19 protein-coding genes are annotated in these 15,295 nt (G+C 41.4%); 11 read left to right on the forward strand and 8 right to left on the reverse strand.

Annotated elements, in window-relative coordinates:
• Positions 1 to 29 precede the first annotated feature (29 nt).
• The 7 genes from L2703_RS14945 (at position 30) to L2703_RS14970 (ending at position 5,598) form a co-directional block, all read left to right on the forward strand.
• Positions 30 to 620: a 3'-5' exonuclease gene (locus L2703_RS14945; protein ID WP_248971879.1), complete on the forward strand. Its 591-nt coding sequence runs from the start codon at positions 30 to 32 to the stop codon at positions 618 to 620.
• Between the two features lie 208 nt (positions 621 to 828).
• Positions 829 to 1,314 carry a VOC family protein gene (locus L2703_RS14950; protein WP_248971880.1) on the forward strand — a complete coding sequence of 162 codons (486 nt, stop codon included), beginning with the start codon at positions 829 to 831 and terminating at the stop codon, positions 1,312 to 1,314.
• 312 nt (positions 1,315 to 1,626) lie between these two features.
• On the forward strand, positions 1,627 to 2,511 hold the full coding sequence (gene metF / locus L2703_RS14955; RefSeq protein WP_248971881.1) for a methylenetetrahydrofolate reductase: 885 nt from the start codon (positions 1,627 to 1,629) through the stop codon (positions 2,509 to 2,511).
• A gap of 46 nt (positions 2,512 to 2,557) precedes the next feature.
• Positions 2,558 to 2,869, forward strand: a complete 312-nt coding sequence (locus tag L2703_RS19110; RefSeq protein ID WP_428848665.1) for a cysteine-rich CWC family protein — start codon at positions 2,558 to 2,560, stop codon at positions 2,867 to 2,869.
• Between the two features lie 108 nt (positions 2,870 to 2,977).
• Complete coding sequence (locus L2703_RS14960) at positions 2,978 to 3,520, forward strand: SRPBCC family protein (RefSeq protein ID WP_248971882.1); 543 nt, start codon at positions 2,978 to 2,980, stop codon at positions 3,518 to 3,520.
• A gap of 165 nt (positions 3,521 to 3,685) precedes the next feature.
• Positions 3,686 to 5,050: an alanine/glycine:cation symporter family protein gene (locus L2703_RS14965; RefSeq protein WP_248971883.1), complete on the forward strand. Its 1,365-nt coding sequence runs from the start codon at positions 3,686 to 3,688 to the stop codon at positions 5,048 to 5,050.
• Positions 5,051 to 5,199: 149 nt separating this feature from the next.
• Entirely contained in the window at positions 5,200 to 5,598 is a 399-nt protein-coding gene (locus L2703_RS14970; RefSeq protein WP_248971884.1) for a hypothetical protein, read from the forward strand.
• A gap of 375 nt (positions 5,599 to 5,973) precedes the next feature.
• Here L2703_RS14970 and L2703_RS14975 read toward each other — a convergent pair whose 3' ends face one another.
• Positions 5,974 to 7,326: a flavohemoglobin expression-modulating QEGLA motif protein gene (locus tag L2703_RS14975; RefSeq protein ID WP_248971885.1), complete on the reverse strand. Its 1,353-nt coding sequence runs from the start codon at positions 7,324 to 7,326 to the stop codon at positions 5,974 to 5,976.
• A gap of 260 nt (positions 7,327 to 7,586) precedes the next feature.
• Between L2703_RS14975 and L2703_RS14980 the strand changes: the two genes are divergently transcribed.
• Positions 7,587 to 8,564 (forward strand): PDC sensor domain-containing protein, encoded by a 978-nt coding sequence (locus tag L2703_RS14980; protein WP_248971886.1) that lies wholly within the window; start codon positions 7,587 to 7,589, stop codon positions 8,562 to 8,564.
• A gap of 41 nt (positions 8,565 to 8,605) precedes the next feature.
• On the opposite strand, the gene L2703_RS14985 is transcribed toward L2703_RS14980, so the two are convergent.
• The 5 genes from L2703_RS14985 to L2703_RS15005 all read right to left on the reverse strand — a co-directional run bounded on the left by L2703_RS14985 (position 8,606) and on the right by L2703_RS15005 (position 11,776).
• Positions 8,606 to 8,782 (reverse strand): PA3496 family putative envelope integrity protein, encoded by a 177-nt coding sequence (locus L2703_RS14985; RefSeq protein WP_248971887.1) that lies wholly within the window; start codon positions 8,780 to 8,782, stop codon positions 8,606 to 8,608.
• 248 nt (positions 8,783 to 9,030) lie between these two features.
• Entirely contained in the window at positions 9,031 to 9,717 is a 687-nt protein-coding gene (locus L2703_RS14990; protein ID WP_248971888.1) for a TorF family putative porin, read from the reverse strand.
• A 323-nt stretch (positions 9,718 to 10,040) separates the two neighbouring features.
• Positions 10,041 to 10,313, reverse strand: coding sequence for an HU family DNA-binding protein (locus L2703_RS14995; protein WP_011638950.1), 273 nt, complete (start codon positions 10,311 to 10,313; stop codon positions 10,041 to 10,043).
• Positions 10,314 to 10,469: 156 nt separating this feature from the next.
• Positions 10,470 to 11,267 (reverse strand): response regulator, encoded by a 798-nt coding sequence (locus L2703_RS15000; RefSeq protein ID WP_248971889.1) that lies wholly within the window; start codon positions 11,265 to 11,267, stop codon positions 10,470 to 10,472.
• Between the two features lie 80 nt (positions 11,268 to 11,347).
• Complete coding sequence (locus L2703_RS15005) at positions 11,348 to 11,776, reverse strand: hypothetical protein (RefSeq protein ID WP_248971890.1); 429 nt, start codon at positions 11,774 to 11,776, stop codon at positions 11,348 to 11,350.
• Positions 11,777 to 11,842: 66 nt separating this feature from the next.
• Between L2703_RS15005 and L2703_RS15010 the strand changes: the two genes are divergently transcribed.
• Both L2703_RS15010 and L2703_RS15015 read left to right on the forward strand, forming a co-directional pair.
• Positions 11,843 to 12,352, forward strand: a complete 510-nt coding sequence (locus L2703_RS15010; RefSeq protein ID WP_248971891.1) for a DUF4240 domain-containing protein — start codon at positions 11,843 to 11,845, stop codon at positions 12,350 to 12,352.
• 153 nt (positions 12,353 to 12,505) lie between these two features.
• On the forward strand, positions 12,506 to 13,036 hold the full coding sequence (locus L2703_RS15015; protein ID WP_248971938.1) for a DUF3016 domain-containing protein: 531 nt from the start codon (positions 12,506 to 12,508) through the stop codon (positions 13,034 to 13,036).
• 82 nt (positions 13,037 to 13,118) lie between these two features.
• On the opposite strand, the gene L2703_RS15020 is transcribed toward L2703_RS15015, so the two are convergent.
• Positions 13,119 to 13,427 (reverse strand): prephenate dehydrogenase, encoded by a 309-nt coding sequence (locus L2703_RS15020; protein ID WP_248971892.1) that lies wholly within the window; start codon positions 13,425 to 13,427, stop codon positions 13,119 to 13,121.
• A gap of 52 nt (positions 13,428 to 13,479) precedes the next feature.
• On the opposite strand from L2703_RS15020, the gene L2703_RS15025 reads away from it, so the two are divergent.
• Positions 13,480 to 14,388 carry a TraB/GumN family protein gene (locus L2703_RS15025; protein WP_248971893.1) on the forward strand — a complete coding sequence of 303 codons (909 nt, stop codon included), beginning with the start codon at positions 13,480 to 13,482 and terminating at the stop codon, positions 14,386 to 14,388.
• A gap of 17 nt (positions 14,389 to 14,405) precedes the next feature.
• Here the strand turns inward: L2703_RS15025 and L2703_RS15030 are convergent, their stop codons facing one another.
• Positions 14,406 to 15,188: a methyltransferase domain-containing protein gene (locus L2703_RS15030; RefSeq protein WP_248971894.1), complete on the reverse strand. Its 783-nt coding sequence runs from the start codon at positions 15,186 to 15,188 to the stop codon at positions 14,406 to 14,408.
• Between the last annotated feature and the right edge of the window lie 107 nt (positions 15,189 to 15,295).

The following is a 15,295-nucleotide window of genomic DNA, read 5'->3' on the forward strand; positions in this document are numbered from 1 at the left end:
TAGTGCCGCTATTGTTAACAGGATATTGAATGCAAAGACCAACAAAGGCGCAAATTCGACAATTACCACTTTATGAGGGTATAGGTCTTGAGAATGTCATCGTTATTACAACCCAAGCAAATGCAATGAGTGCCATAGCAGAGTTAAAAAAACATGCCTGTTTAGGCTTCGATACCGAGAGTAAGCCCTGTTTTATACAAGATGAGGTAAGTGATGGACCTCATTTAATTCAAATCGCTACACCATTTAAAGTGTTTTTATTTCCGACTCAGTTTTATGAACATTTCATTGGCATTAATGACGTGCTGTCGGACCCTTTAATAAAAAAAGTCGGCTTTGGGTTGAAAGAAGACAAAAAAATGCTCTGGAGAAAATTGGGTATTAAGTTAGTTAATGCCGTAGAGCTTTCTTCAAAAGTGATGCGATTTGCCCATGTTGAGCAGCCTGTGGGCGCTCGCGCTGCGGTTGCAATGTTATTTAAACAACGCTTATCTAAAAGTGCGCAGCAATCAAATTGGTCAATATACCCTTTGCATGAACACCAGAAAAAGTATGCAGCAAATGATGCCCATTGTGCATTATTAATCGAGCTTGAAATGCAAAGGCTAAGTCAAGACTAAGCGAGATGGCTTTTTCACCACTTACATAACTGGTATTCACTTTTTTATCTTTACATGTTCAGGTAAACGACAGAATAACGCTCAACGTCAATAAATTTATCTTATCAAAATAATAAAAAATGATAATTTTTATTAATAACCTGTTCGCCGTAACATGTCTCCATCGAAACAAATGATGAATTAATCAACAGCGTTTTAGGAGTCAGTTATGAAAATGAATCACGTAGGTTTAATGGTTGGCGATATGGATAAAGCCGTTGAGTTTTATACCAAAGCGCTAGGTTTACGAGTGGTAATGGGGAACACAAAAGTTCTGGAAGAGCGTAAAACGGCCATTGGTAAAATGTGTATTGCCGTGTTTGGTGAAGGCTTTAAAGGCTTTAATATTGCGCACTTAGTCACCACTGATGGTATTGGTGTTGAGTTGTTTGAGATGGTTGATCGTCAAGATCGTCACGTGGTTGATTTTACTCGTCTTGGTATTTTCCATTTTTGTTTGCAAACAGATGACTTCGAAGGTGCCATAGCACGTACCGAACAGTATGGCGGCAAGGTGCGCATGGACATTATGCGCTACCACCCAGAAGATGATACTAAGCCTGCAAAAATGGTTTATTTAGAAGATCCATTTGGCAACCTATTTGAATTTTATTCACATTCTTATGAAGAGACATACGCGTCAGATTACGAATAATCTCTCCTGTTTGTTGCCTCATGATTAAAACGACCTTTTTTGGTCGTTTTTTTTGCTTAAAAAGTCTATACCAATGCATTTTAGGCCAATAGCATGTTGTTTGTTTATGTTGGTTTAATCAAGTGGTCATTTTTACTGTGTATTTGTAGTATTAAATTGGCTGATTGGTGTTTTTTTAGCTTGACTTAGTATGCAGTTAAATTAGTATATGGATGTATAGACGTCCAAACGGCTAGATGGCATAGGTTGAGTGCATCAGGTTAGTTGATTGGTATAGACCACTAAGTTTTATAGAAGTTGAAGGAATACATTATGGCTTTTCATCACGCGCAACATGCCCAGTCGTTAAATCAGAGCTTGTCTGAGCTGAATGATATTAATGTGTCGTTTGAGTTTTTCCCTCCTTCAACCCCTGAGATGGAAGAGATTTTATGGAATTCGATTCGTCGTTTAGAGCCATTAAATCCAAAGTTTGTCTCTGTTACATATGGTGCTAATTCAGGCGTACGCGACCGCACTCATAGCGTAATCGAACGTATTCAGAAAGAAACGAACCTGCTTGCTGCCCCGCATTTAACCCTCGTTGATGCCAGTGACGAAGAACTGGTCGAGTTAGCCAAGCACTATTGGAGTTCAGGCATTAGAGACATTGTCGCTTTGCGCGGTGATTTACCTGAGGGTAGCCCTAAGCCAACGCGTTTTGCCAATGACTTAGTACGATTATTACGTTCTGTTGCTGACTTTGATATTTCAGTCGCCGCCTATCCTGAAGTGCACCCTGATGCGCGAAATGCTCAAGCCGATTTGATTAACCTTAAAAAGAAAATCGATGCAGGTGCTAACCGCGCCATTACGCAGTTTTTCTATGATGTTGAATCTTACTTACGTTTTCGCGATCGTTGTGTTACCGCGGGTATTGATGTTGAAATTATTCCGGGTATTTTGCCTGTTACTAACTTTAAACAAACCAAGCGTTTTGCGGATATGACCAATGTTGCCATTCCTCAATGGTTACATCGTCAGTTTGACGGCCTAGATGATGACCCTGCAACTCGTCAACTGGTCGGCGCTAACGTGGCGATTGATATGGTTAAGGTGTTGGCGCGTGAAGGGGTTAAAGATTTTCATTTTTACACCCTTAACCGAGCAGAATTAACCTATGCAATTTGCCACACGCTTGGTGTTCGTCCAAAGTAGTTGTCATTTCAGATAACACTAACACTTTAAGGCCTTCTGTTGCATGATGACAGAAGGCTTTGTTATTTTCGTTTTGCAAGTGAGCCATTTTAGGCGAGGAGGTAGAGTGTCTGCATTAGCGAGTCTATGCCCGATTTGTCAGCAACAAAACGCTTGCGCTATGGTGCGAGGGCTAGCGATTTCAGCTTGTTGGTGCGTTGACTCTTCGTATGATGCCGTTAAATTGCTTAAACAATACCAACTCACTCATCCAGATAAGATTATTGGCTCTGATCAATGCGTTTGTGTGTCATGCTTAGCCCACATTGCTAACAACACGCAGATTGAGCCTTGTGCCGTACAATTTTACACTCCTTGAAACACTGTTTTATCATTACCCGCAATAGCCATTTCAATTGTTAATTATTTGTTGTTTACAAGCGCTTGGTAGGTATACTAAAACCTCAATAATTTGAGGATAATAATAATGTTAAAAAAAATTCTCCTAGGGCTTGCTGTCGTCATTGCTATTCCTTTTATCGTCGCGTTGTTTATAAAAACCGATTACTCCGTCATGCGAACTGTAACCATAGACAAGCCTGTATCAGAGGTGTTTGACTATGTGAAACACCTCAAAAACCAAGATAACTTCAGTAAATGGGCTCAAATGGACCCTGAAATGGTCAAAACCTATCGTGGTATCGATGCCACTGTCGGTTTTGTGTCTGCTTGGGCCAGTGAAAACCCCGACGTTGGGGTTGGGGAGCAAGAGATTATTGCCATTGATGAAGGAAAGCGTATCGACTTTGAATTACGCTTTATTTCACCTTTTGAAGCAACAGAGCCAGCTTATATGACAACAGAAGCGGTTAGTGCCCAGCAAACTAAAGTCGACTGGGGGTTTAGTGGCCACATGAATTACCCAATGAACTTAATGTTTTTATTTGTCGATTTTGAAACCATGATTGGTGAAGATTTACAGCAAGGTTTAGATACGCTCAAAGTGCTGTTAGAGCAGTCGTCTTCTTAGTTGAAGATGTTTCATCTCTTATTGTCTGAGGTTGCCTTGGTTTGTGTAATCGGGGTAACCTAAAAAATGGCATTATGGTGACGGGTTTGGGCCGTTGAAACCATCATAACAATATCTAATAAAAATAATTTTCGACATAAGTCATTACTCATTATGAGGTTTTACATGGAAGCAATCACAAGTTTTGTTAGTACGATCAACGGTATTGTGTGGGGTGTCCCCATGTTGATCATGATTTTAGGGGTTGGGTTATTCCTGTCTATTGGGCTTAAACTGATGCCAATTTTAAAATTAGGCAGAGGATTTAAATTGTTATGGTCTGGTCGCCAAGTCACTGATGAAAGTGAAAAAGGCGATGTGAGCCCGTTTAATGCGCTAATGACCTCGTTATCTGCAACAATTGGTACCGGTAATATTGCGGGCGTGGCTACGGCAATTTTTATTGGTGGCCCTGGTGCGTTATTTTGGATGTGGTGTACTGCGCTTGTCGGTATGGCGACCAAGTTTTCTGAGGCGGTGCTTGCGGTAAAGTTTCGCGAAACAGATGCAAACGGTAATCATGTTGGTGGCCCGATGTATTATATCAAAAACGGTTTAGGCAGTAAGTGGGCTTGGCTCGGTACTGCATTTGCTATTTTTGGGTCAATAGCCGGTTTTGGTATTGGTAACACAGTACAGGCAAACTCTGTTGCCGATGCGTTAAGCAGTAATTTTAATGTACCAAGTTGGGTGACGGGTGTTGTGTTGATGCTGCTTGTGGGCGCCGTGCTCATGGGGGGCATTAAACGTATTGCAGAGGTAGCGGGTAAATTAGTACCGTTAATGACCGTGTTTTATATTACTGCGGGGCTTGCGGTGTTAGTGGTATATGCTGACCAAGTACCTGCCGCTTTTATGTTAATTGTTGAAAGCGCCTTTAATCCTGTGGCTGCTCAAGGTGGTTTTGCTGGGGCTGCTGTGTGGGCTGCAATTCGTTTTGGTGTGGCACGTGGTGTGTTTTCAAATGAAGCTGGTTTAGGGAGTGCGCCAATTGCTCATGCCGCAGCGCAAACCAATAATCCTGTAAAGCAGGGGTTAGTGGCCATGCTAGGAACCTTTATTGATACCATCATTGTGTGTTCTATTACCGGCTTGGCCATTATTGTGTCAGGTGCTTGGATCTCGGGTGAAAATGGCGCTGCGTTAACCTCTTATGCGTTTTCGCATGCATTGCCTATGGGTAATTATATTGTGGCAATTGCATTGGCTATTTTTGCTTTTACAACAATCTTAGGTTGGAGTTTTTATAGCGAAAAGTGTGTACAGTATCTGTTAGGCGAGAAAGCGGTTAAGCCATTTCGTTTAATTTGGACCCTAGTTGTACCATTGGGGGCGGTTAGTTCGTTAGAGTTTATCTGGTTATTGGCCGACACATTAAATGCCATGATGGCGATTCCAAACTTAATTGCACTAGTGTTACTCAGCCCGATTGTATTTGGTTTAACCCGTGAATACTTTATTAAGCAGCGTGCATTAAAAGCGCAGAGCTAATGTGTTGGGGTAATTGATTGCTGTTGAACTTTTGTGGCATAACTGAATCTTATGATTGAGAGATTTGGTTAGAGACGCAAATCAGTTGTTGGTATTTAGTTAGGCATGTTCATTATTGTAGTGAGCATGCTTTTTTGTTAAGGGATGGCATGAAATCAAGGTTTTTTACACTATCCAGTGTATTTGTGTTGCTGGTTACGTTTGTGTCTGCTTGCTCTAGCTCGAGGTTTCAAAATAATGCGGATGATATCGCATTAGCTCATGCCGCAGCCGATAAAGTAAAAGTCTATATATCAGCAGAAATAATAGAATTTAAAGCCCAATTTTTAGGGGACGTTAGTACGTCATACTGCGAAAACTCATCAAATCCTGCCAAATTTGATGAGTTACCAAGCTTAACCTCGATGACTGACTCGCTCAAATTACAAGTATATGAGCGTGGGGGAAATGCCATCGTTATGAAGCAATGTGGCATTGTTAATTATCCATCTTGTGTGGTTTACTTTGAATGTAATGGTGACGCTTACGCCATTGATAGCGGTTTTTAATTCATTACAGGTCGAGCCTATTTCTGCTCAGCAATAGGCACTAATCTAGACGTTTATTAAAGCGTTTTGCTGCCACCCCTTGCCTTATCAAGGTTAATCCAACGAGCCAGATTTCTGCGGCGGTGGCACGCGATCACACTCTAAGGTGCTGGGGGAATTAGGCGTACAACCATTGAGCGCTGCGAGACAAAATAGGAATGCTGAAAATAGCCAATGCGCCATAGTAAGTCTTATATAAGAATATGATTACACTATAGCATTGCATTTGATGGGGCGCTGAGTGTGACTTACGCCACACTTAGCGAATGAACATCGATACTGAGGTGATTTATCACGTGCTGTTGACCGCACGATGAGAGGCATATTGCAGGGTAGTTACTCGAAGTTGTTATCAAATTCTGAGTCTTCAAACAAGTCGACAGCAAGTGTGGGCACCACATGTTTAAATTGGCGAGCAAAGTGTCGTTGCACCCCTTTAAGGTCAATGTTGCCAATCCCTGAAGCAAAACCAAACCAAGCATAAAGGCCACTGATGTCGTCAAACATTGGCGGTAAATACTTGGGTTTGGCAATCACACCGTCTTGATATGCTTGATACAGCACTGGAATATCTTCAATCGCGAGCTTGCCTAAAAATAACATCGGGATCAGTTCTGGTAAACCTGTGCTAATGGCGCTGCGGATAAAGTTGATGTTTTCAACATAACCACGCACATAGGAAATATCTTTAGTAAAAAAGCTCCCGCCACCGACCATGCCACCACGAAAAACACGCTGAGTGACTCGGTAACTGTCTTTTGAACTTAAATTAAGGTTTCTAAAATAGCGGTACACTTCAATGAAGTCAGCACCTTGCTCGGCCATGTCAACGGCTGATACGCGGTCGCTAATGCGACGAGCACGCCCTGGGTTTGAGCTTAAGGTGAGCATTTCCATTAGCACAGCTAAGCCTTCTTGCGATGCTGTCACCCGCGGGGAGCCAACACTGAGCCACGTTGCATGGGGCTGGGCACGACCATTTAAGGTGGTGCCGACATGAACCCAGCCTTCGTGCACTTCATAGACATTGAGATCAGATTCGCTAAACATGGCGCTAGTATTGAGTTTAACGGTATCACCACCAACCGCGGCGTCAGAGGCGATACCATCACTTAATTTCACGTGGATTTCATCGTTATGAAAATACTTGACCAAGCGCTCGCTCAGTACATCAACGGCTTGTGGCGCGGTGATATTTTTGGGGTGACGATTGCTCATGTGACGCGCTGCAGGCAAGGAGAAAATATGGCTTAAGCGGTCGCCAAGTTGACGAAGAGTGTGGCGGTCGCCGTGTAATTTATGGCTTGCACTGCCGTAGAGTTCTTGACTGAGTTTCCCAAACGTAGGATTACCACGATTGTGTAGCATGTCGATCACGATTCGGTATTGATCGATATTTGCCAGGAGAATTTTGCCTAATTTATCGCGTTTACCTAAGCCTCGTTCAATGGCACTTTTTAAACCTTGTAAATCATTTTGGGTTTGAGCAGCATTAAATGACAGCGGAATTGATTGATAAAAATCGTTACTGACTTTGGGTAATTCTTTGATCTGCTTTGACAAAAAATTATCTTCAATTTGTTTTGGCCATTTAATCGAATCTAAAATTTTAATCGGTGCTTGGATACGAATTAATTCATCAGAAAAACGACGAATATCTTGCTGATAACGCAATAAAGAGTCAGACATTGTCTTTTCCTAATCTAGTCAACCTGAGCCATGATGTTTTTGGCATATACCTGATGTTGTTCAACTTATCTTAACAGATGTTGAACACAAAACGGCAGTGAAAAAAATGCAGGTATTTAAAGCACTATTATGGTGCGCTTTGTTGGTTATATGGCAATAATAGTCAAGAATAAATAGCTAAGCCACTAAAAATAAAGTGTTTATTAGTTGGCATTAAAACTGCTGTATGACACAGTCGTGTTGATAAAAAAGGAAAACATATGGCTGCAATGAGTTATTTAAGCGTAATTGAACGCTATCATGAATATGAAAACCTGGTACACGAGCTACTTGAGTCGATTTTAGTTGGCGTGGGAGATGTGAATTTATTCGATAAGCCTGTATCGGCAAAAGTGTTTGAAGATATGGCAGTAAGTTACCCTTTTGTGGAGTTAATTTATTTACTCGATGGGCAAGGTATTCAAGTCAGCCCTAATATCAGTATTGCTAATCAACAGGTGAGGTTGTTAACCAATGGTAAGCAAGCTGATAGGAGTCAACGACCTTATTTTACTCAGCTTTCTGAGGCGAATACGGTTCATATTACACGACCATACCTGTCTAATGCTGGTGGTGGTTTGTGTTTGTCAGCCTCTCAAATGATGACATCATCAACTGGTGACACAGGTATTGTCGTTATTGATGTCAATTTAACCCGCTTAATTGAGTTTATGATGGGAGACAGCGCTAGGCGTAAAATGTCGCCCTTTTTTAAGAGTATTTATGCGGCAATTGTGTTGTGTTTGTTTGTGTTGGTGACAGTGTTGATGTGGACGGTAACTTTAGATATTTATGAGCTGTTTAGCCAAACATCTGCTCGGCATGATCCTTTACAGCCCTTTGGTATTATTATCTTTTTAACCTTGGCGTTAGCCATTTTTGACTTGGGTAAAACCATTTTAGAAGAAGAGGTGCTGATGCATAAAGACATTTTTAGGCACAGCTCAACGAGAAGAACGATTACACGATTTATATCAACGATTTTGATTGCCATATCGATAGAAGCCTTACTCACAATGTTTAAGGCATCTTTAGGTGAAAAACAATATATTGAGCCCGCTATTTTAATGATGTTAGCCGTAGTAGGTTTATTAGTGGGCTTAGGGGTTTATGTTTATTTAGGGGCAAAAGCAGAACTGCTGTTAACCCAGACACAAGCCAACAGACACGGTAGCAAAGTGGGCAAGCAAGCTATTTAGGGAAGATAAAATGGGATAAACATTAAGTTTATCCCCGTTTTTTAGAAAAAGTCGTCATCACCAATTGCTTTGCGTAATTGCGCTTGTTCAAGGAAATCCTCTAACCTGCGTTTGATTTGACGCTTATGTTGTAATGACTCCGCTGACTTTGAACCTCTAGGTGAAGTCATCGCGTCAATTTCTGTGTCATCTGGCACTCGATCTGTAAGATTAGCCATAACGAAACCCTCAAGTTGAATGGTAAAACGAAACGAATTCAATGAGCACTTTCTAACTAAAAACGCACCAATAGAAAAGTAAATTTTTTTGTCTGTTATGGACAGCCATTTTTACCCTTCTGTTTGAGCTTAGCATTAATTTATATTCTTGCTACCAAGCCGAATAAAATGTGTGAGTGATATCGCCTATACAAAAATGCCATTGCAAACTGCAATGGCATTTTTTACTTTAACAATAATAAGTTAACTTAAAGCGTAAAGCCGTATGAATAACCTAAAACAATTTTCGCATCGCTGTCTGGAAGGTCAGTGTCAGACGCCATAAACGACACGGTACCAATGTCTGTTTCTGCGCTTAATGTCACATTGTAGTCTGTGTAGGTATCACCAAATAAATCTTCTACTACATCGCCTTGTGAGTAACCATAGTGGAACGATAGGCTAAGCTTTTCAGTTAATGGGAAGCTGGCATTGGCTTGGATGTAGCTCCAATCGGTTTCGTCAGATGAGCCAGAGACGTCAGAATCGGCGTTAACCACTTGAGAGTAACCAACATCTAACCATTTCCAGCCTAATACAATAGCGATTTCACCAAAATCAATGCTGGCACCAGCATCTGGGTAAGCGTAGTAAAGGTAACTTACATCGTAAGTGAGGTCCTCTGTGAAATTACCGCCATATCCACCATAAAAATCTAATTCGTAGCTGGTTTCGTCACCAAAATCGACGTTAGAAGCCCAAGTACCAGCGTAAAAGCCTGAGTCATGGGCGTAGTCAAGACCGCCTTGAATGGCTGCTTCATTGCTGGTTTGTGTGGTACCGCGCCATAAATAATTAGACGTTGCGCCAATATTGCCAGTGACTTCTGCAAGGGCACTGCCGCTCAATAGTAAGCCTGTTGATAATGCAATTGCTTGATATAGTGATTTTTTCATCTTCATCCCTTAAAGTTTTATTGTCACTGAGTCATTTATTTATGCTTAAACGTACTCAATGGTGGTTTGTCTGATGATTGATTAGCGAATCGCATGCCACTTTTTTTAATTATTTAAAATCAATGGCTTGATGATTTATGCTGCATTTTGTTGCATGAGTGTTGCGGCTTAATGATGCACTGCTGCACTTTTTTTGTGCAATCGTAAATCTTTAGTGATGGCTTGGAATTAAGTCATAAACTGAATTGATTTTGGATATTCATTACATTTTATCCATAAAAAAACCTCCGTTAGGAGGCTTTTTTTAAAAGGATAAGCGAAGATTAGTTTACGCTGTCTTTTAATGTTTTACCGGCTTTAAATTTAGGTACTGTCGCTGCTGCGATTTGAATTTCTTTGCCAGTTTGTGGGTTACGGCCAGTGCGTGCGGCACGTTGAGTGGTTTCGAATGAACCAAAACCAACGATTGAAATCTTATCACCATTTTTCATGGCTTCTGTTACCGCTTCTTCGAAAGATTTTAGTGCGCGGCCAGCTTCAGCTTTAGTTAGTTCTGCATTTTCTGCGATTTTTGCAATTAATTCACTTTTGTTCATATTGGTATTCTCTGCTTTCCATAGAAGTGTTTTTTAAAACCTCATTAACATGCCACAAGCCATGCAGGTTTAAAAGCACTTTATCCTATAAATTCAGTATCTGTAATGGTTTTGGCGCAAAATAAGTCGAAATTATTGCCCTCAATAACATCAAATTTACTCTTCTAGTAATTGATATAGGATTTTTTTGACTAATTGCGGCTCAAAGGGTTTGTCACATAATGCGTTCACTCCAGCACTAAATACGTTACTTAAGTGAGTATCGTTTGCTTCAGATGACACCATTAAAATTGGAATGTGAGATTGTTGGCTTTCGTTACGAATGTATTGCGTGAGTGCTAAGCCATCTACAGACGGCATGTTGTAGTCGGTAATGACTAGGTCATACATATTGTCTTTCATCAAGCTTATGGCTTGTTCACCATCCACTGCTTCGGTAATGAGCTGCATGCCTAAATTGCCAATGGTACGTTTTATGACATTACGCGCCATGCGGCTGTCATCGACAACTAATACTCGAATATTGTGAACATCAAAGTGGCTCAAATCGAGTTCGTCATTACTGAGTAAATCAACGGTAGAGTTTAATGCTGTCGCTAAGTTTTCGGCGTTAAATGGTTTTGGCAGAATAGCCACCACACCTGACTGCCTAAATATTTCTAATTGTTCACGGCGGCATTCGCTGGAAACCAACATAAATTGAATATCGCTCAGCTCAGGGGTGTTTTTGATATATTGCAATAATTCCGTCGACTCACCATCAATAAAATGAAGGGCGCTGGCGATTAAATCAGGTTTATGTCGTTGAATAATGTCTTTGGCCTGATTAATTGTCGCGGCGGTTTGTATGCTGCTAACACCTTCTTGTTGCAACCGACTGATGATGATTTTTCGCTGCGTGTCAGATGGTTCAACTAATAAGATGGACAGCTCGCTGGGTGATAAACTTGTCATAATTACTATTCCACGTTGGTGTTTTTATTTTTAGTATGTCGTAGGGGGATCCACAAAGGTTATCGATTCCCGTTTGCTTATTATAGCTGTTTATGTTTTAGCGATTCATGATGCTTTGAGCCTAAATAAGTGGTGGTCACTTTTGATAACCCCACCCACCATTGAAAACCAACAAGTGAGACGAGCAACAGCCACAGTGGAATAAGTGGAATGTCGTATCCTTGAAACGCGAGTTTAACGTCGTTAGGTGTGATTTGATAAGCGATGATGGCGGTTGTGGTCATGGCTGTTAACCCAAGAGTTTGTAACGCAACATAACAAAGCAGCACAACTTTGGTCCATTGCGCTTGAGTTAATATCCCCAATAACAGCGGTAAAACACCTAAGGTGAGTAAGTCAAATGCATAAAACGTGGTCATGCGCCACAGGGCGAACAGTGCAAGTAGTGCATACAGCGCCACCAATATTTTTACTCGTACCGGCATGGTGGATTGTACTCTCTGGTTCATATTGATCATCTGGCGGTAAAATTTGAGGTAGAATATCGCACAAATGCGTGATGTGGATATATTTTGATGACAGAAACTGATTTTTGGATACTGGTTACACGTGAACAACTTGAACAATCTTCTGATTATATTGCCAAGCAATTGCGCGATAAATTGCAAGCGTTAGATAATGAATCACTAAAAGCGTTCGATAAAATGTTTGGTCAGCAATTGCGACGCAGTTATTCGTGGTCAGTCTGGGGAGCGGCTTACATTATTACTGGCTGTGATAGCGATTATGCCTTTGCTGAGTTTAGGTGTTTTTTATTGTCTTTAGGACAACAATGGTATGACAAGATTGTAGCCGATCCTGATTGCTTGGGGGCGTTAACCCACTGGCCTCTGGTAGATGATTATGCTTATCCTTTTATTGAGGATTATGACCTTATTGCCGGGCAAATTTATGAAGACCGTACAGGCAACGAATTACCTTTCGTGCCCTCAGGACAGCACCAGCCAGTGGGTAAAAAATTCAGCACCAAACCCAAGGTTATGCGTCAGACTTATCCTTTATTAAGTGCTCGTTTTCCATTTTAATTGCCTCGTTTTTATTTGTTCTGTTAAGCGTTGGTTCAGCAAGTGAGCGCTACAGTGTGTACATCAAGGTTGTCTGTGTGATGACCTATTTGCCCACGGCACACAACATCTTGTGATCATGGGTATCACTTACTCGCTATTTGGAGATGAATGATGAACGTGAAATATGTACTGTTAGCCTCGGTATTGGTTGCTCAATCGGCTATGGCTGCTGATAACACTGATCCTAACCCGTTAACGGAAGTGGGCGTGGTGAAAGTTGAATGGCAAAATCCAAAAGACTATCGTGACATTAAAACCTCTACCGAGCGCCAGTCTCGTTTTGAGGCTCGCCTATTTGAAACCTTAACGAAAAATATCAACAAACAAGCTGAAAAATCGCTTAAACCGGGACAAACATTGTTTTTGCAAGTGACTGACCTTGATTTGGCCGGCGATATGCGGCCAACGTTTGGTGCAACCCCTGGTGATTTACGTGTGGTGAAGGATTTATACCCACCAAGAGCAACGTTTAGTTACACAATTAATGAAGGCGATAAGGTGGTTTTGTCAGGTGAAGAGAAAATTACTGACATGAGTTTTATGTATAACTCACAGCGTTTAAATGACCGACCATTTCAGTATGAAACCACCTTGTTTACGGACTGGTTAAAAAAGGACATTGAACCTAAAATATCGCAATAAAAATACCCAACCGCGACGCATTGTATTGTGATCAGGCCAACGTGAAGCCCCCGATAATTGCGGGGGATTGGGGGCTTTTGAGTTATTTAGACAGTTTAAACACTTGCAGCGTTTGTAACAGAGTGGCTAATTTTTTTACAAATTTTTCTAAGGTTTCTGGCGCCACATGTGTGCTGTTTTGCATGGTATCAAATTCAATCACAAGTTCTTGTACGTAAGGCAGAAAGCGGTTGCTACTTTCGGTAAAACCTTGGTCTTCAGTAAAAATCGCCACAAATTTACCGTGACCAGCTTTACGTAATTCGTCTAAGCGCTCATCAGAATCAATGGCTTGTCTATAGGCTATTTGCAGGTTTTCTTTTATCTGTAGAAAAACATTGGTATACGGCATAATTGCCTCATAGTGCATGGGTAAACAATAAAACTAATTATAAGGAGCTGCTATGCAGGCAACAAGGAAAAGTCGGTTTAATTTTAATATCAGTTTGATTTATCGTCAGTTACACCGTAACACCAAGCAACTTTTTACGCTGTTACTGTGCCTATCGGCACTCCCCGCTGTGGCTGTGGATTCGCCCATTTTTTATAAAATTGAATATCAGCAGCAGCGGGCTTATTTGCTCGGTTCAATCCATATTGGCCAAGCAAATTTTTACCCTTTAGCTCAACATATCGAGTCTGCCTTTAATCAGTCTGATGCCTTGGCGGTTGAGGCTGACATTACTCAGGGGAACATGGCGGCGTTGTTGCAGCAATATGGGGGGTTGTCACCCGATATTGCAGCCGATGTAGACCATACCCGTAAAGAATATTGCCAACGCAATCAAGCCATGTGTCAAGCGATAGCACCTTATGCACCTTGGCTGCAGTCAACACAAATAAGCGTAAACCGTTTTGCGGCGTTAGGATACAGCGCAGAGCAAGGGGTTGATGCCTATTTTACTGCTAATATAAAAGATAAAGCCTTGATTGAGCTTGAAAGTATTGAGTTTCAATTTGAGCTTATTTCATCGTTTTCAGATGCTACTCAAATACAGATGCTCGATGATGCCATTAATGCCAGTGATGCAGAAATGCTTGATTTGATCCACGCTTGGCGTCAAGGTGACGCTAAGGCTTTAGCGCAGATAATGGAGGCGCAAGCGGGCGAGTCAGATGAGTTTTTAGAAAAACTATTGTGGCAGCGTAACCACTCTATGACGCATAAAATCATTGAGTTATTACAAAATAAAGCTCAAAAACAGTTGTTTATTGTGGTGGGCGCAGGGCACATTGTTGGTCAGCAAGCGATTCCTGATTTGCTTAAACAACAAGGTGCCACAGTAACTCGATGCACCTTGTTTCAATGTTGATGATGGGCGGTGAGTTGTTACCGCGTTTGTGGTGCTGGTGATTGCGCTAAAAAATGAACATAACGGCCAAGCGATAAATAAGGCTCGCGTTGTGAATAAGCCAGCTCCATTTCAATCAATTGCTGAGTGTCAAAATCTGCGGGTAAGTGTTTTTTGAGGTAATCGTTAATGACTCTTACCCCAGACTGAGTCAGCATGGTCAGTTGCCACTGTGCAAACCACTGGCGCACATCTTCGATGTATAACGGATGTGTAGGGGTGAGGCCAACTTTCTTTTTGACCACAAAATCACGTTTTACATAGTCAAAGTTACCTGACACTAGGCTGTGAAATCGTAATGCTTCTTTGTTAAAAAACATCAACGAAAATAACCCATTGGGTTTAAGTAACGTTAAGAGCCCAGCCAGTGTTGTTTTAGCGTCAATGAGCCATTCAGCTACCGCGTGGCACAATATGACATCAAAGTGCCCATATTGTGCTGCTGTTAAGGCCTGAATCGGGCTGTGCACTAACTCAATGGATAAGGGAATATCGGAAGCGGCAATTTGCTGTTGTGCCAGAGCGAGCATTTGCTCTGATATATCGCAAAGCACAACGTCGTGACCTTGTGCTGCAAGCTTTTGACTCAAAAAACCAAATCCCCCGCCGGCATCTAAAATCCGTAGTTTTGGCTTTTGAAGCTTAGCAAGTTCAGGCGTTAGGTCGCGCCATAATACCGCGGCTCTAATTTCACCTTTGGTGGTGCCATAAATATTTTGCGCAAACTTAAGGCTCAGTTTATCGAAGTTTTTATCTTGCACGGTTTCATCACGTTTGACGTCTACTTAAGTGATGTCATTGTCTCATTGAGAGTTAAAAAAGGTAAAGATAAATCATCAATTGTAGGCGGCCAGTCAAGCAGATATAT

Source organism: Shewanella basaltis, from assembly GCF_023283885.1.
In the GTDB taxonomy this organism is placed as follows: Bacteria; Pseudomonadota; Gammaproteobacteria; order Enterobacterales; family Shewanellaceae; genus Shewanella; species Shewanella basaltis.

What these genes read in the sequence shown, in the direction of transcription:
- L2703_RS14945 (WP_248971879.1), top strand. Translation starts at nt 30, where the DNA reads ATGCAAAGACCAACAAAGGCGCAAATTCGACAATTACCACTTTATGAG.
- L2703_RS14950 (WP_248971880.1), top strand. Translation starts at nt 829, where the DNA reads ATGAAAATGAATCACGTAGGTTTAATGGTTGGCGATATGGATAAAGCC.
- metF (WP_248971881.1), top strand. Translation starts at nt 1,627, where the DNA reads ATGGCTTTTCATCACGCGCAACATGCCCAGTCGTTAAATCAGAGCTTG.
- L2703_RS19110 (WP_428848665.1), top strand. Translation starts at nt 2,558, where the DNA reads ATGACAGAAGGCTTTGTTATTTTCGTTTTGCAAGTGAGCCATTTTAGG.
- L2703_RS14960 (WP_248971882.1), top strand. Translation starts at nt 2,978, where the DNA reads ATGTTAAAAAAAATTCTCCTAGGGCTTGCTGTCGTCATTGCTATTCCT.
- L2703_RS14965 (WP_248971883.1), top strand. Translation starts at nt 3,686, where the DNA reads ATGGAAGCAATCACAAGTTTTGTTAGTACGATCAACGGTATTGTGTGG.
- L2703_RS14970 (WP_248971884.1), top strand. Translation starts at nt 5,200, where the DNA reads ATGAAATCAAGGTTTTTTACACTATCCAGTGTATTTGTGTTGCTGGTT.
- L2703_RS14975 (WP_248971885.1), bottom strand. Translation starts at nt 7,326, where the DNA reads ATGTCTGACTCTTTATTGCGTTATCAGCAAGATATTCGTCGTTTTTCT.
- L2703_RS14980 (WP_248971886.1), top strand. Translation starts at nt 7,587, where the DNA reads ATGGCTGCAATGAGTTATTTAAGCGTAATTGAACGCTATCATGAATAT.
- L2703_RS14985 (WP_248971887.1), bottom strand. Translation starts at nt 8,782, where the DNA reads ATGGCTAATCTTACAGATCGAGTGCCAGATGACACAGAAATTGACGCG.
- L2703_RS14990 (WP_248971888.1), bottom strand. Translation starts at nt 9,717, where the DNA reads ATGAAAAAATCACTATATCAAGCAATTGCATTATCAACAGGCTTACTA.
- L2703_RS14995 (WP_011638950.1), bottom strand. Translation starts at nt 10,313, where the DNA reads ATGAACAAAAGTGAATTAATTGCAAAAATCGCAGAAAATGCAGAACTA.
- L2703_RS15000 (WP_248971889.1), bottom strand. Translation starts at nt 11,267, where the DNA reads ATGACAAGTTTATCACCCAGCGAGCTGTCCATCTTATTAGTTGAACCA.
- L2703_RS15005 (WP_248971890.1), bottom strand. Translation starts at nt 11,776, where the DNA reads ATGAACCAGAGAGTACAATCCACCATGCCGGTACGAGTAAAAATATTG.
- L2703_RS15010 (WP_248971891.1), top strand. Translation starts at nt 11,843, where the DNA reads ATGACAGAAACTGATTTTTGGATACTGGTTACACGTGAACAACTTGAA.
- L2703_RS15015 (WP_248971938.1), top strand. Translation starts at nt 12,506, where the DNA reads ATGAACGTGAAATATGTACTGTTAGCCTCGGTATTGGTTGCTCAATCG.
- L2703_RS15020 (WP_248971892.1), bottom strand. Translation starts at nt 13,427, where the DNA reads ATGCCGTATACCAATGTTTTTCTACAGATAAAAGAAAACCTGCAAATA.
- L2703_RS15025 (WP_248971893.1), top strand. Translation starts at nt 13,480, where the DNA reads ATGCAGGCAACAAGGAAAAGTCGGTTTAATTTTAATATCAGTTTGATT.